The organism is Nocardia sp. NPDC050718 (assembly GCF_040654235.1).
Lineage (GTDB): Bacteria > Actinomycetota > Actinomycetes > Mycobacteriales > Mycobacteriaceae > Nocardia.
This window is the reverse complement of the sequence record NZ_JBFAHQ010000001.1, coordinates 1,626,548-1,640,509: the sequence shown is the minus strand read 5'-3', so window position 1 is coordinate 1,640,509 and position 13,962 is coordinate 1,626,548. Positions and strand designations below refer to the sequence as shown.

Here is a 13,962-nt window from a genome sequence, read left to right as displayed (position 1 = left end):
ATATGTCACCTTTACTGCGAGCATGCCTGTTCCACCCCACGCTCGCGGTTACGAATCCTTCGGCGGCTCGGCCGGTCGCACCTCGGCCGATTCCACCCCGGAATGGACCTCGCCCCCGACCGCGCCCGCCGGCGCGCCCAATATCGTCGTCGTCCTCGTCGACGACATGGGGTACAGCGATATCGGCCCGTTCGGTTCGGAAATCGAGACGCCGACGCTGGACCGGCTGGCCGCCCAGGGCGTACGGCTGTCGAATTACCACACGACGCCACTGTGCTCACCCTCGCGCGCCGCGCTGCTGACCGGAATCAATTCCCACCGTGCCGGTTTCGGCTTCGTCGCCAATGCCGACCCCGGGTACCCCGGCCTGCGCCTGGAATTGGCCGACGATGTGCTCACGCTGCCGGAGATCCTGCGCGGCAACGGATACGCGACCTACGCCGTGGGCAAATGGCATCTGGTGCGCGACGCCACGATGAATCCGTCGGCGCATCGCGATTCCTGGCCGACGCAGCGAGGATTCGACCGCTACTACGGCTCGCTGGAGGGGCTGAATTCGTTCTACTACCCGAATCAGCTGGTCTCCGACAGTTCGGTGGTCGATATCGAGCAGTATCCGGAGGGTTACTACCTCACCGACGATCTCACCGACAAGGCGCTGTCCTATATCAAGGACCTGCGCGCCCACGACGCCACCAAACCGTTCTTCCTGTACTTCGCGCACGTGGCCATGCACGGACCGCTGCAGGCCAAAGCCGAGGATCAGGCGAAGTATCGCGGCCGCTACGCCGAGGGCTGGGACGAACTGCGCCGCAGGCGTTTCGCCGAGCAGCTGGCCCAGGGCCTGTTCCCGCCGGGCACGCAGCAGAAGCCGCGCAATACCGAGCCCGGTTACGAAGCCGCGGAATGGGATTCGCTGACCGAGGACGAGCGCCGCCGCTACGCCAAGTACATGGAGGTGTACGCGGGCATGGTCGACAGCATCGACCAGAGCCTGGGCCGCGTCGTCGACCTGCTCGACGACCTCGGCGAACTCGACAACACCATCATCGTGTTCACCTCCGACAACGGCGGCACCGCCGAGGGCGGACCGGAGGGCACCCGCTCGTACTTCGCCGAGTTCGCCCACATCGACGATCCGGACTGGATCGGCGACGTACCGCACAACGAGGACCTGATCGGCACCGCCCGGCTGGGCGTGCACTACCCGCGCGGCTGGGGTCAGGCGTCCAATACTCCGTTCCGCTTCTACAAGGGCCAGACCTTCGCCGGTGGTGTGCGGGTGCCGTTGGTGGTGTCCTGGCCCAAGGGTCTGCCGCGCACCGAGGCCGATTCCGGTATCCGGCACGAGTACGCGTACGTCACCGACCTGGCGCCGACGCTGCTCGAGCTGGCCGGGTTGACGCGGCCGACGGTGCGCAACGGGTTGTCCGCCAAGGAGTTCGACGGTGTCTCGGCGGCGGAGTTGCTGCGCGATCCGGCCGCGCCGACCCGGCACACCGAGCAGTACTCCGAGATGACCGGGCATCGCGGGTTCTATCGCGACGGTTGGAAGCTGCTGTCGCTGCACGAGGCAGGTGCCGACCTGGACGCCCCGCACTGGCAGCTGTTCGATGTGCGCGCCGATCCGACGGAGCTGCACGATCTCTCGGAGCAGTTCCCCGAGAAGGCGGCCGAGCTGGCCGCCGCCTGGGACGAATCCGCCTGGGCCAATACAGTTTTCCCTCTGCTGACCCGGGCCGACCTGTTCCGCCGCCGTCCCGAGGAAGCGCGCTTCGCCGCCCCGATCCGGTTGCTCCCCGGCACGCCGACGCTGGAGCGCTACCGCTCGCAGCGCCTCATCGCCTACCGCGACTTCACCATCACGGCCGACCTGACCGGCCGCCGAACCGGGGAGCCCGGCGCGACACCGGCGCCCCCGGTCGGCGGTGCTCTGCCCACCGGCGGCAACGCTCCCGGATCGCCGGGTACCTCGGGCACCGCAGACGCTGCGGACACCCCGGGCTACCGGCAGGGCGACGAAGGCGTGCTCGTCGCGCACGGCGACCCGCTCGGCGGCTATCTGCTCTACGTCGAGAACGGCGAGGTGGTGCTCGGCGTCAACAGCTACGGCCGCTACACGTCGGTGGCCGCACCGCTGCCGAGTGGTGCCCGCGAGATCGTGGTGCGCGCGACGATCCGTCCGCACCTGCGCTGGGACTTCGTGGTCGAGGTCGACGGGGTCGCCGTCGCCGAGCTGACCGATCAGGTGCAGCTGGTCGGCATGGCCCCGTGGACCGGCATTTCGGTGGGCGTCGACGCGCGCGGTCCGGTCGACTGGGAGCTGCGCGAACGTCGCGGAGCATTCCGGTACACGGGCGCGCTGCGGGCGATCACCTACACGCCGGGCCCGATCCAGGTACCGCAGGCCACGATCGATGCCGTGGAGCGGGAGGCCGAATTCGTCGCCGAATGATCGGCTGCGGCCGCCGGGCCGCTCGGTGACCGGACCTGGACCCAGGCCGCCGGACCACCCTGACAACCGGACCCAGCGGTCACGATCGGCCTGGGTTCGCCGGGACGCCGGTGACCCGGCCCCGCGGCCATGGGCAGGTGGCACCCGATCAGGCCGAGCGCGCCGACCGGCTCGCCCCGACCCGGACCCGGACTTCGCGCCCGGACCAGGTCGGATACCGTTTATCAGGCACGATGACCGACCCGAAGTAAGGACGCCGATGGACGACAGTTCGCTCACCTGGGACGACGGAGCGCTGCTCACCATCGACCAGCGCGGACTGCCGCACGAGGCGCGGGAACTGCGTCTCGGCACCGTCGACCAGGTCATCGACGCGATCACCACCCTGGCGATTCGTGGCGCCCCGGCGATCGGGATCGCGGGGGCGTTCGGCGTGGTCATCGCCACGAGGGCGCACACCGCCGACGGCGTGGTGGACGAGGCCGCCGTGCAGGCCGAGGCCGATCGGATCGCGGCGGCCAGGCCGACCGCGGTCAACCTGGCCTGGGCCGTCGAGCGGGTGCGTGGCCGGATCGCCGACGGTGCCGACGCGGTGCTGGCCGAGACCCTGGACCTGCTCGCCGAGGACGGCCGGGTCAACCTGGCCGCCGCCACCCACGCCGCCGACCTGGTGCAGCGGCTCTGCGGTGACGGGCAGCTGCGACTGCTCACGCACTGCAACACCGGCAGGCTGGCAACCAGCGCGGTCGGTACCGCGATCGGCGCGCTGCGGGTGCTGCACGAGCGCGGCGCTGTCGCGGACGTGATCGTCGACGAGACCCGACCGCTGCTCCAGGGCGCCCGGCTCACCGCGTGGGAGCTGGCCGAGGCGGGCATCCCGCACCGGCTGACCATCGACTCCGCCGCGGCCTGGGCGATGGCCACCGGCCAGGTCGACGCCGTGCTCGTCGGCGCCGACCGGATCACCGCCAACGGCGACGTCGCCAACAAGATCGGCACCTTCACCCTGGCGCTGGCCGCCCGCCACCACGGCATCCCGTTCCTCGTGGTCGCGCCGGAGTCCACCCGCGACACCGCGATGGCGACCGGCGCGCAGATCGTGGTCGAGCAGCGGGCGGCCGCCGAGGTCACCGGGTTCGGTGGGGTATCCACCGCACCCGCGGGCACCCCGGTGTTCAATCCCGCCTTCGACGTGACGCCCGCCGACCTGGTTACCGCCGTGGTCACCGAAAACGGTGTGGTCTACCGGAATTCGGATCGGTTCGACGAGCGGGGTCGCGCGACCACCACTGACACCGCCGCCGAGCAGGGCACCGCGATCGCGGCCACCGCGCGTCAGCTCTACGAGCGCGGCTGGATGCCGGGCACCGCGGGCAATATCTCGGTGCGGATCGACGAGGACGCGCTGATCACCGCCAGCGGCCTGTCCAAAGGCGAACTGACCGAACGGGATACGGTGCTGGTCGCCGTGGCCGACACGACGCCGCGCCCGGGCCAGAGCCGGAAACCGTCCGCGGAGACCAGCATTCACACCGCCGTCTATCGCACTCGCCAGGCCGGGGCGGTGGTGCATGTGCACTCGCCGTTCGCCACCGCGCTGGCGACCACCGCCGCGCGGCCCGGTGACAGCGTGGACACGCTGCGGATCACCGGATACGAACTACTCAAGGGCTTCGGCCTGGCCGACCCGGCCACGGTGGCGGTCCCGGTGTTCCCGAACTGGCCCGAGGTCGCCCGCATCGGCGCCGACATCGAGACCTACCTGCGCGACCACCCCGCCGCGCCACCGATTCTGTTCATCACCGGGCACGGCATCACCACCTGGGGTGACACTCTTGCCCAGGCGCGGGATCGCGCCGAATGTCTGGAAGCCCTGTGCGAGTTGATCACCCGCACCGGACGCACCGACGCCACGCCACTCGAGATCGGATAGACAATGACTCTGCTGCAAGTGATGGCCGCCGACAACGCCGCCGACGTGCGCGTGCGCACCACCGACACCGCCGAGATCGCCGCCGAGCTGGCCGAGCACGGTATCGCCTTCTCGCGCTGGGACGTCCTGGCCGATGCCGCGGGCACCGACTCCGAGGCCCTGCTCGCCCACTATGCCCCGCAGATCGGCGAGCTCAACGCCGCGGGCCGCTACGAGCACATCGATGTCGCCCGCATCCACCCCGACGACGACAACCCGGAGTGGCCCGCCACCGCGGCGGGCGCGCGGGCCAAGTTCCTCGACGAGCACCGCCACGCCGAGGACGAGGTGCGCTTCTTCGCCGCCGGTCGCGGCTGCTTCTACCTGCACCTCGGCGACGCCGTGCTGGCGACGGTCTGCGAGGCGGGTGACCTGCTCTCCGTTCCCGCGGGCACCCTGCACTGGTTCGACATGGGCACCCGCCCCGACTTCATCGCGATCCGCTTCTTCGAGGAGGCCGACGGCTGGATCGGCGACTTCACCGGCGACAAGATCAGCGCGGGCTTCCCGACGCTGGACGAACTGCTCACCGCCCCGTGACCCGCGCCGTCGTCCTCGACATCGAGGGCACCACCAGCCCCACCGACTCGGTGCGCAACGATCTCTACGGCTACACCGAGCAGCGCCTGCCCGGCTGGCTGGCCGAGAACGCTTCGGGCGCGGCCGAATCGGTGATCGCGGCGACCCGCGAACTGGCGGGCGAACCCGACGCGGACACCGACCGGATCGCCGAGATCCTCACCGGCTGGCTGCGTTCCGACGTCAAGGCCGAACCGCTCAAGGCCGCGCAGGGCGCGATCTGCGCCCAGGGGTTCCGCGCGGGCGCGCTGCACGGCCGGTTCTTCGCCGATGTCGTGCCCGCCCTGTCGGCCTGGCACGCGGCCGGTCTCCCGCTGTACGTGTACTCCTCGGGTTCCGAACGCAACCAACGGGATTGGTTCGCCTTCGCCGAGTCGGGCGACCTGTCCGGGTTGATCACCGACCACTTCGATCTGGTCAGCGCCGGCCCCAAGCGCGAGGCCACCTCCTACGACGTCATCGCCGAGCGCATCGGCATCCCGGCCGCGGAGATCCTGTTCCTCTCCGACCACCCGGACGAGCTCGATGCCGCGGTGGCCGCCGGATGGCAGGTAGTCGGCGTGCACCGCGACGGCGAACCGAACCCGCCGCGCGCACCGCACCGCTGGGTCGGGTCGTTCGCCGAGGTCGCGGTCGGCGCGAGCGCCTGACGACGGCGACGGACAGCCACAGCGGCACGCTGGATCCGCGCGGTCGCCCGCCGCGACACCGTCGCGCGGCACGACGCCCGCCGACTGATTAGTCTTCCGGACATGTGGACCCAGGGGGACAGCGACCGTCCGGCCTTGCCCGACGGTGACCAGTCAGACACCGCCTCGGCGGCAGAGCCGTTCACGATGCCCGCGCCGACGCTGCCCGAGCTGGTGCGGCCGGACACCGTGTACACCAATTCGCCGGGGGCGGCGCGGCATCTGGCGCGGTACAACGCGCGCCGGGCCGCCGTGAAACCGTCGGCGTGGTCGGTGGTGGTGTGGATGCCGCTGATCACCGTGTGCCTCACGGTGCTCGGGCTTCCGGCCCTGCCGCTGGTATGCGGGGTCCTCGCGGGCACGCTGTACACCCCGTACGCGATCTATCGCCACTTCCTGCGGCACTTCGAGGCCACGATCGGTGACACGGTGCCGGCGACGACCTGGCGGGTGCGGTTCGGCGCCGACGGGATCGCCCTCACCGATCACGACAGCTACTGCAGGATCGGCCGGGACCGGATCCGGTCGCTGTCGGTCGCCGAGCAGGTGGCCGTGCTGCGGTTCGACGGGATGCGCCTGGCCCTGCCCGCGCCACTGTTCCCCGCGCCGCTCGTCGAGCGCTGGCAGCGGGCCGCGCAGGACCCGACGAGCCTGGACGCCCTGCCGCCGCTGCCCGCGGTGCCGAGCCCGGACGTGGTCGTCACCGCAGATCACGACACCGCGCGGCTCCTGGCCGTCGCCCATCTGAGTGAACCGTGGCGCCGGGCGAAGGCCAGAGCCAATGTCGTGCTGCTGGCACTGCTCGTGGTCGGCGCTGCCGTGGTGGCGGGCCGGAATACCGGCCTGCTCGGTGCGGCGGTGCCGGTGGTCGCCGGCGTCCTGTACGCGCTGTTCGTGGGGTACTTCGCGCGGAATCCGACCGAATCGGTGCTGCGCAAGTTCCGGCACGCCGCCGTCCCCGGGGCCACGCTGTCCGCCCGATTCGGCTCCGACGCGGTGCTGGTGGCCACCACGAGCTATCTCGTTCGCCTGCCGTACACCGCCCTCGGCACCATCGAAATCCGTGGGCCGGTGGCCACGGTCGGCTACAGCGGCGTGCCGATCATGCTGCCCAGCGGGCTGTTCCCGCCGCACCTCCGGAGCGGCCTGGATGAGCGGGGCGTTCGGATCACCGTCCGCTGATCAGCGGCTCAGCTGACGTGCGCCCGGACCGCGCCCAGCTTCCCGCGCTGCACCGTGGTGAACACCCGGCGGGCGTGCACCGCGACCGGGCTGGTCGACCACGGCGCCAGGGTGGTGGTGAACATCAGTTCGCACCAGGACAGGGCCGGGATCTCCCCGGCGGCCAGGGTCGCGATCAGGGAGAGTTCGGTGTCGTGGCCGAGCCAGGACGCCACCAGCCAGGAGGCGTCGAAGCGGCCCAGGAATTCCTCGGCGTCCTCGGGCGGGCCGTTCGGTGTGTCGACGGTGAGATGGACGACGGCGGAGACGGCGTGGCGCATCTTGGCGTCCATGCCGATCGCGTCGTGCAGCAGCAGCCCCTCCAATGCCGAGCGCAGTTCCGACCAGTGATCCGTGGTGTTCTCCTGCATGACAGGCCCTTCCTGTGGTTCGGACTGCTGCTGTTCGAGACCGCCGGCGATCGAGCGGAGGGCCGGCGCCGACGGCGGCTCGGCGGGGTCGACCAGGCTGGTCAACGGACCCGAGTTCCAGTCGAGCCTGCCGAAGGCATGGCACCAGTCCTGGGCCGGATTGTCTTCGGTGACAATGAGTTCGAGGGCCAGCCCGGCCATCGACGCCGTGCAGGCCAGGGTGACGGCGTCGAGCTCGTCGTCGCTGACCGACAGGTGCAGGGTCGCCTTGTCGGCACCCGTGTCTTCCTTGGCCCGGCCTGCCAGCCAGATCGCGCGGCCCGCGGCGCCCATGGCCGCGGCCTGCCGGTCGCCGCGTGGATGATCGACATCGGCGTCGAGATAGGGGCCGTACCAGATGGCCCTGCCTTCCGCGCCACACACCGCGAAAGTGTCCGAAAGCCCGTCGCCCGCGGCGGCGAGCCATATGTGTGCGTGATTTCCGTACTCTGTCACCCTCATCAGTTCACTCCCCGAAATTCTCTGATCGAGCCGTACGTTGTTCTGGTCTGATCCAATCGGTCACGAACACGTGTGTCCATATCCCGGCGAGAATAGGCACGCCCCCCTGAGGTACATACACTCGCCAGTGAATTCACAGGACCGGCGGCATCGATGTGCCCCGGCGGCGGCGCGGAATCATCGTTAACACTTGTATGTTTCGAACATGCCCTTTGTGCACTCCGATTCGGTGAACATCCATTTCCGTACCGGCGCGGTTCGCGGACCGACCGTGCTGCTGGCGCACGGTTTCCTGATGGACGAATCCATGTTCGACCCGATCCGAACGATATTGGCGCACAACGGCATCAACGTCATCGCCTGGGATGCCCGAGGTCACGGCCGGACCGGTTACGGGGCCGACCCGCGCTTCGACTACTGGGATCTCGCCGAAGACGGTTTACGGGTGCTCGACGCGGTCGGCGTGGAATCGGCGGTTGTCGGCGGAATGAGCCAGGGCGGATATGCCGCGTTGCGGATGGCTCTGCTCGCGCCGGAACGCGTCCGCGGACTCGCCCTGCTCGATACCGAGGCGGGCGCGTGCTCCCGGGCCGACGAAACCTACTACGAGGGATTCTTCGACGAATGGTGCGGCACCGGAGAATTGGTGCCACTGGCCGAAAAATTGGCACCCCAATTGATCGGCGGCGACCGCCCGGATATCTGGCGCTGGTGGATCACCCGCTGGCTCACCCACGACCGCACGGCGCTGTTTCCGGCGGCGCGCTGCCTGATCGACCGCGATTCGGTGCTGGAACGGCTCGGCGAGATCACCGTGCCCGCGCTCGTCCTGCGCGGCGAACACGACCACAGCAGCACCGCCGACAAGTGCGCGCGGCTGGCGGCGGGACTCCCGGGCGCCCAGGGTGTGCGCATGGTGCCCGGCGCGGGTCACGGCGCCCCCGTGACCCATCCCGACGAGATCGCCGCCGCCCTGATCGAGCTGGTCACGACATGCACACCGCACTCCGCGGCGCCCGTCGCCGTCGCCGGCATCTAGCCGCCGTCGGGACCGCGCACGCCCAGGTAGTACTGGATGCGGCCGGGGTAGGCCACCGAGTCGAGGCGGAAGAGCTGGACATCGACGGTGTAGTACTCGCCGGTGTGCAGGTCGCACAGCCGCATGGCGGTGTGCTCGCGGCCGTAGACGGTGTCGCCGTCGTCCCAGATCCGGCGGAAGTCCTGGTACTGCGCCAGCTCCTCGAGCAGCTCGGTCGCCCAGTCACCGCCACCCTGCTGACCGATCAGCCCGCGCAGCCAGTGCACCGTCAGGGTCGATTCCCGCTCCCACTCCACCATCACCTTGCGCGAGAGCGGGTTGCCGAAGAACCAGCGCAGGATATTGGCGTCCTCGACCAAGCCGGGAAACGCGCGATGATAGGACTCGTTGCCCGCCAGCACATTCCAGCGCGTGTCGACATAGGCCGCCAGGTTCGGCTCCTGCAGCACCAGGGTCCGGCGCATTTCGGCGTTGATCTCGGCGCGCAGGTCCTCGACCGACGGATTGTCCACGGGCGCGAGCCCGGCCAGGTCGAACAGATGCCTGCGCTCGATATCGGTCACCGGGGCGATCCGGTCGAGGTAGCGCACCAGCGCCTCGACGACGGCCTGCGTCGGCCGGTCCCGGTCGCCGCTCTCCAGATGGGTGATGTAGCTCGAGCTGACACCGGCCGCGAAAGCCAGTTTTTCCCGGGAAATCCGCCGATCGTCGCGCAGTCGCCGCAGCAACCCGCCGAGTGTCGGCGGCTTCGGCGGACCAGCCGGCCCGTCGGACGATGACTTCGGTAGCACCGGAACCCTCCCTGTCTGCACCGCCCCATCCTGGATGACGTTTCAACCTCGAACCAATCGCCGAACGGAAAAGTTGCCGTTTCTTTATATTGACGCGTTGCCTATTGACTAGTTACCGTCCGGCAACTGTGGTCGCGGTCACGAAACACGCTGAGCTGGGGCGAATTAAAAGGATTCGAATTCTTTCCGTCCAGCAGTGCTATAGACTTCGCCGCCGCGTGGTGACGACACGATCACGACCACGATCCGGCACCCCGCGCACCAGCACCCATGGACCCCGACCAGCCCGCCGCAGTGTGCGGGGCGTCACATCAGCGCTGTTCAGCGAGCCCGTCAGGTGTGTAAACAAATGTAAACCGCCGGAGAACCAGTCGTTTCGGAAGCATCACCGCGGGCCGGGTGGCAGACCCCGCGATCCGCCCGTTCGGCCAGCTCGCGAGTCGTTCACCCAGGTCGGCCCCGGATCGCCCGCCGCCGCCGCGGCGGCCTCCGTGACCACGAGATTTCGCCGACCTCACAGCTCACCGAGGGGCCGACGGGGATGTGAAAAGTTCGTTTTGCCGGAGCACCCGGTCTCTTTACAGTTGCCCCTATCAGCCCGAAAGCACAGCTCGAAGGGGGCGTCGTGGTTAATTCGCGCACTCATGGTCCGTCGCCCACCGATATCGGCGACACGTTGCTGAACCTCGGTAAATACTTCCAGCGCGGTGAGGTCTCGCCGGACAACCGGTCGGTGTACAAGGTCGGTGGCCGCGATGCCGACGCGTTCTACCGCGACCGCTGGTCGCACGACAAGGTGGTGCGCTCCACCCACGGCGTGAACTGCACCGGCTCGTGCTCCTGGAAGATCTACGTCAAGGACGGCGTGATCACCTGGGAGTCGCAGCAGACCGACTACCCCTCGGTGGGCTCGGACAAGCCGGAGTACGAACCGCGCGGCTGCCCGCGTGGCGCGTCGTTCTCCTGGTACACCTACTCCCCCGCCCGCGTGCGCTACCCGTACGTGCGCGGCACCCTGCTGGACCTGTACCGCAAGGCCAAGGCCGAGCTCAAGGACCCGGTGCTGGCCTGGGAGTCGATCGTCGAGGACCCGGCCAAGGCCAAGGCGTACAAGACCGCGCGCGGCAAGGGCGGCTTCGTCCGCGCCGAGTGGTGGGAGGCCGCCGAGATCGCCGCGGCCGCGCACGTCTACACGATCAAGCAGTACGGGCCCGACCGGGTGGCCGGCTTCTCGCCGATTCCCGCGATGTCGATGGTCAGCCACGCGACCGGTGCCAGGTTCGTGTCGCTGATCGGCGGCTACATGCTCTCCTTCTACGACTGGTACGCCGACCTGCCGGTGGCATCGCCGCAGGTCTTCGGCGATCAGACCGACGTGCCGGAGTCGGCCGACTGGTTCGACGCGGGCTATCTGATCATGTGGGGCTCCAACGTCCCGGTGACCCGCACGCCCGACGCGCACTACATGACCGAGGCGCGCTACCGCGGCCAGAAGGTCGTCGTCGTCTCCCCCGACTACGCCGACAACACCAAGTTCGCCGACGAGTGGGTGGCGGCGCGCCCCGGCACCGACGCGGCGCTGGCGATGGCCATGGGCCACGTGGTGCTCAAGGAGTTCTTCCTCGAGAAGCAGACTCCGATGTTCCTCGACTACATCAAGTCCTACACCGACCTGCCGTACCTGATCTGTCTCGACGAGGCGGCGGATCAGAACGGCGCCCTGCCCGGGAAGTTCCTCACCGCCGCCGATCTGGGTCAGACCGGTGAGGGTGTCGAGCACAAGCCGGTGCTGCTGGATCAGGCCGGAAACCCGGTGGTGCCCAACGGTTCGCTGGGCCACCGTTTCGGCGAGGGCGACGCGGGCAAGTGGAACCTCGACCTCGAGGGCGTCGACCCGCTGCTCACCCTGCTCGGCCATTCCGAAGACGCACCGGCCACGATCGCCCTGCCGCGCTTCGACACCGACACCGCCGAGACGATCCTGCGTGGCGTCCCGACGAAAATCGTTGCGGGCAAGCGGGTCACGACCGTGTTCGACCTGCTGCTCGCGCAGTACGGCCTCGGTCGCGATGGTCTGCCGGGCGAGTGGGCGAAGGGCTACGACGACGCGGAGTCGCCGTACACCCCGGCCTGGCAGGAGGCCATCACCGGCGTCCCCGCCGTGCAGGCCGCGCGCATCGGCCGCGAATTCGCCGACAACGCCGAACGTTCCGGCGGTCGCTCGATGATCCTGATGGGCGCGGGCACCAACCACTGGTTCCACTCCGATCAGATCTACCGCGCCTTCTTCACGCTGACGCTGCTCACCGGCTGCCAGGGCAAGAACGGCGGCGGCTGGGCCCACTACGTCGGCCAGGAGAAGTGCCGCCCCGTGACCGGGTGGGCCACCCTGGCGTCGGCGTCGGACTGGCAGCGCCCGCCGCGCCAGATGCAGGGCACCGTGTTCTGGTACCTCACCAACGACCAGTGGCGCTACGACCCGTTCACCTCCGACGCGTTCGCCTCCCCGCTGGGCAAGGGCAAGTTCGCAGGCCGCACCGCCGCCGACAACATCGCCCTGGCCAGCAGGCTCGGCTGGATGCCGAGCTACCCGACGTTCAACCGCAACCCGCTCGACCTCAGCGACGAGGCCGCCGCCGCGGGCAACACCGCCGCCGAACACGTCGTCTCCCAGCTGAAGTCCGGTGACCTGCGGTTCGCCTGTGAAGACCCCGACGCCCCGGAGAACTTCCCGCGCGTGCTGACTGTGTGGCGGGCCAACCTGCTCGGCTCCTCCGGCAAGGGCAACGAGTACTTCCAGAAGCACCTGCTCGGCTGCGGCTCCAACCTGCAGACCACCGACGCCACCGGCGTGCGGCCGCAGGAGCTGGAATGGCGCGAGGAGGGCGCCGAGGGCAAGCTGGATCTGCTGCTGGCGCTGGATTTCCGCATGACCAGCACCACGCTGTTCGCCGACATCGTGCTGCCCGCCGCCACCTGGTACGAGAAGCACGACCTGTCCTCCACCGACATGCACCCGTTCGTGCACGCGTTCTCCCCCGCCATCTCCCCGCCATGGGAGGCCAAGACCGACTTCGAGGCGTTCCACCGCATCGCCCGCGGGTTCTCCTGGCTGGCCGAGAAGCACCTGGGCACCCGCCGCGACATCGTCGCGGTGCCGTTGCAGCACGACTCCCCCGACGCGCTCGCGCAGGCGGGCGGCAAGGTGCTGGACTGGAAAGCCGGTGAGTGCGAGCCGATTCCGGGCAAGACCATGCCCAAGATCGTGGAGATCGAGCGCGACTACACCAAGATCGCGGAGAAGCTCGCGGCGCTGGGCCCGCTGGTCGACACCCTCGGCGTGACCACCAAGGGCATCACCACCTACCCGGACAAGGAAGTCGAGTACCTCGCAGGCAAGAACGGCACCGTCGTCTCCGGCATCGCGGCCGGACGGCCGTCGCTGGCCAAGGACACCTTCGCCGCCGAGACCATCCTGGCGCTGTCGGGCACCACCAACGGCCGCCTTGCCGTCGAGGGCTTCCACCAGCTCGAGCGCCGCACCGGCACCAAGCTGGCCGATCTCGCGGCCGAGGCCGAGGGCAAGCAGATCACCTTCGCCGACACCCAGGCCAGGCCGGTGCCGGTGATCACCTCGCCGGAGTGGTCGGGCAGTGAGAGCGGTGGCCGCCGGTACTCGCCGTTCACCATCAATGTCGAGCGGCAGAAGCCGTGGCACACCCTCACCGGGCGCCAGCACTTCTACCTCGACCACGACTGGATGATCGAACTCGGCGAGCAGCTGCCGATCTTCCGGCCGCCGCTGGACATGACCGCGCTGTTCGCCGAACCGTCCATCGGCAATGTCGCCGGGGGCGGGGTCACCGTGCGGTACCTGACACCGCACTCCAAGTGGTCCATCCACTCGGCCTACCAGGACAACCTGCACATGCTGACGCTCTCGCGCGGCGGTCAGACGATCTGGATGTCGGACCGCGACGCCGCCAAGATCGGGGTCGCCGACAACGACTGGATCGAGGCGATCAACCGCAACGGCATCGTCGTCGCCCGCGCCATCGTCTCGCACCGCATGCCCGAGGGCACGGTCTTCATGTACCACGCGCAGGACCGCGCGGTGGACGTGCCGCGCATCGAGGGCACCGAGACCACGACCAAGGAGTCCAAGGGCAAGCGCGGTGGTATCCACAACGCGCTCACCCGGGTGCTGATCAAGCCGTCGCACCTGATCGGCGGCTACGCCCAGCAGTCCTTCGCCCTGAACTACCACGGCCCCACCGGAAACCAGCGTGACGAGGTCACCACCATCCGCCGCCGCAACCAGAACGTGGAGTACTGACATGCGCG

9 protein-coding genes are annotated in these 13,962 nt (G+C 69.2%); 7 read left to right on the top strand and 2 right to left on the bottom strand.

The window, feature by feature from the left end:
* Nucleotides 1–22 precede the first annotated feature (22 nt).
* From AB0H54_RS07690 to AB0H54_RS07670, 5 genes are all read left to right on the top strand, one after another.
* Nucleotides 23–2,455 (top strand): arylsulfatase, encoded by a 2,433-nt coding sequence (locus tag AB0H54_RS07690; protein ID WP_357343582.1) that lies wholly within the window; start codon nt 23–25, stop codon nt 2,453–2,455.
* Between the two features lie 259 nt (nt 2,456–2,714).
* Nucleotides 2,715–4,388 carry an S-methyl-5-thioribose-1-phosphate isomerase gene (gene mtnA / locus AB0H54_RS07685; RefSeq protein WP_357343580.1) on the top strand — a complete coding sequence of 558 codons (1,674 nt, stop codon included), beginning with the start codon at nt 2,715–2,717 and terminating at the stop codon, nt 4,386–4,388.
* Between the two features lie 3 nt (nt 4,389–4,391).
* Nucleotides 4,392–4,967, top strand: coding sequence for a cupin (locus AB0H54_RS07680; RefSeq protein WP_357343578.1), 576 nt, complete (start codon nt 4,392–4,394; stop codon nt 4,965–4,967).
* Nucleotides 4,964–5,656 (top strand): acireductone synthase, encoded by a 693-nt coding sequence (mtnC, locus tag AB0H54_RS07675; protein ID WP_357343576.1) that lies wholly within the window; start codon nt 4,964–4,966, stop codon nt 5,654–5,656. Before AB0H54_RS07680 ends, mtnC begins: the two co-directional genes overlap by 4 nt.
* Before the next feature lie 102 nt (nt 5,657–5,758).
* On the top strand, nt 5,759–6,877 hold the full coding sequence (locus AB0H54_RS07670; RefSeq protein ID WP_357343574.1) for a hypothetical protein: 1,119 nt from the start codon (nt 5,759–5,761) through the stop codon (nt 6,875–6,877).
* A gap of 8 nt (nt 6,878–6,885) precedes the next feature.
* Here AB0H54_RS07670 and AB0H54_RS07665 read toward each other — a convergent pair whose 3' ends face one another.
* Nucleotides 6,886–7,710, bottom strand: coding sequence for a hypothetical protein (locus tag AB0H54_RS07665; RefSeq protein WP_355280724.1), 825 nt, complete (start codon nt 7,708–7,710; stop codon nt 6,886–6,888).
* Nucleotides 7,711–7,993: 283 nt separating this feature from the next.
* On the opposite strand from AB0H54_RS07665, the gene AB0H54_RS07660 reads away from it, so the two are divergent.
* Nucleotides 7,994–8,827 (top strand): alpha/beta hydrolase, encoded by an 834-nt coding sequence (locus AB0H54_RS07660; RefSeq protein WP_357343572.1) that lies wholly within the window; start codon nt 7,994–7,996, stop codon nt 8,825–8,827.
* On the opposite strand, the gene AB0H54_RS07655 is transcribed toward AB0H54_RS07660, so the two are convergent.
* Nucleotides 8,824–9,555 carry a helix-turn-helix transcriptional regulator gene (locus tag AB0H54_RS07655; protein WP_357343570.1) on the bottom strand — a complete coding sequence of 244 codons (732 nt, stop codon included), beginning with the start codon at nt 9,553–9,555 and terminating at the stop codon, nt 8,824–8,826. The two genes, AB0H54_RS07660 and AB0H54_RS07655, sit on opposite strands and share 4 nt — an antisense overlap.
* A gap of 688 nt (nt 9,556–10,243) precedes the next feature.
* Here AB0H54_RS07655 and AB0H54_RS07650 point away from each other — a divergent pair.
* Nucleotides 10,244–13,954 (top strand): nitrate reductase subunit alpha, encoded by a 3,711-nt coding sequence (locus tag AB0H54_RS07650; protein WP_357343567.1) that lies wholly within the window; start codon nt 10,244–10,246, stop codon nt 13,952–13,954.
* The last annotated feature ends 8 nt before the right edge of the window (nt 13,955–13,962 follow it).

Bases quoted from the DNA above. Each gene is read 5' to 3' on its own strand.
- AB0H54_RS07690 (WP_357343582.1), top strand. From the start codon at position 23: ATGCCTGTTCCACCCCACGCTCGCGGTTACGAATCCTTCGGCGGCTCG.
- AB0H54_RS07670 (WP_357343574.1), top strand. From the start codon at position 5,759: ATGTGGACCCAGGGGGACAGCGACCGTCCGGCCTTGCCCGACGGTGAC.
- AB0H54_RS07680 (WP_357343578.1), top strand. From the start codon at position 4,392: ATGACTCTGCTGCAAGTGATGGCCGCCGACAACGCCGCCGACGTGCGC.
- mtnA (WP_357343580.1), top strand. From the start codon at position 2,715: ATGGACGACAGTTCGCTCACCTGGGACGACGGAGCGCTGCTCACCATC.
- AB0H54_RS07660 (WP_357343572.1), top strand. From the start codon at position 7,994: ATGCCCTTTGTGCACTCCGATTCGGTGAACATCCATTTCCGTACCGGC.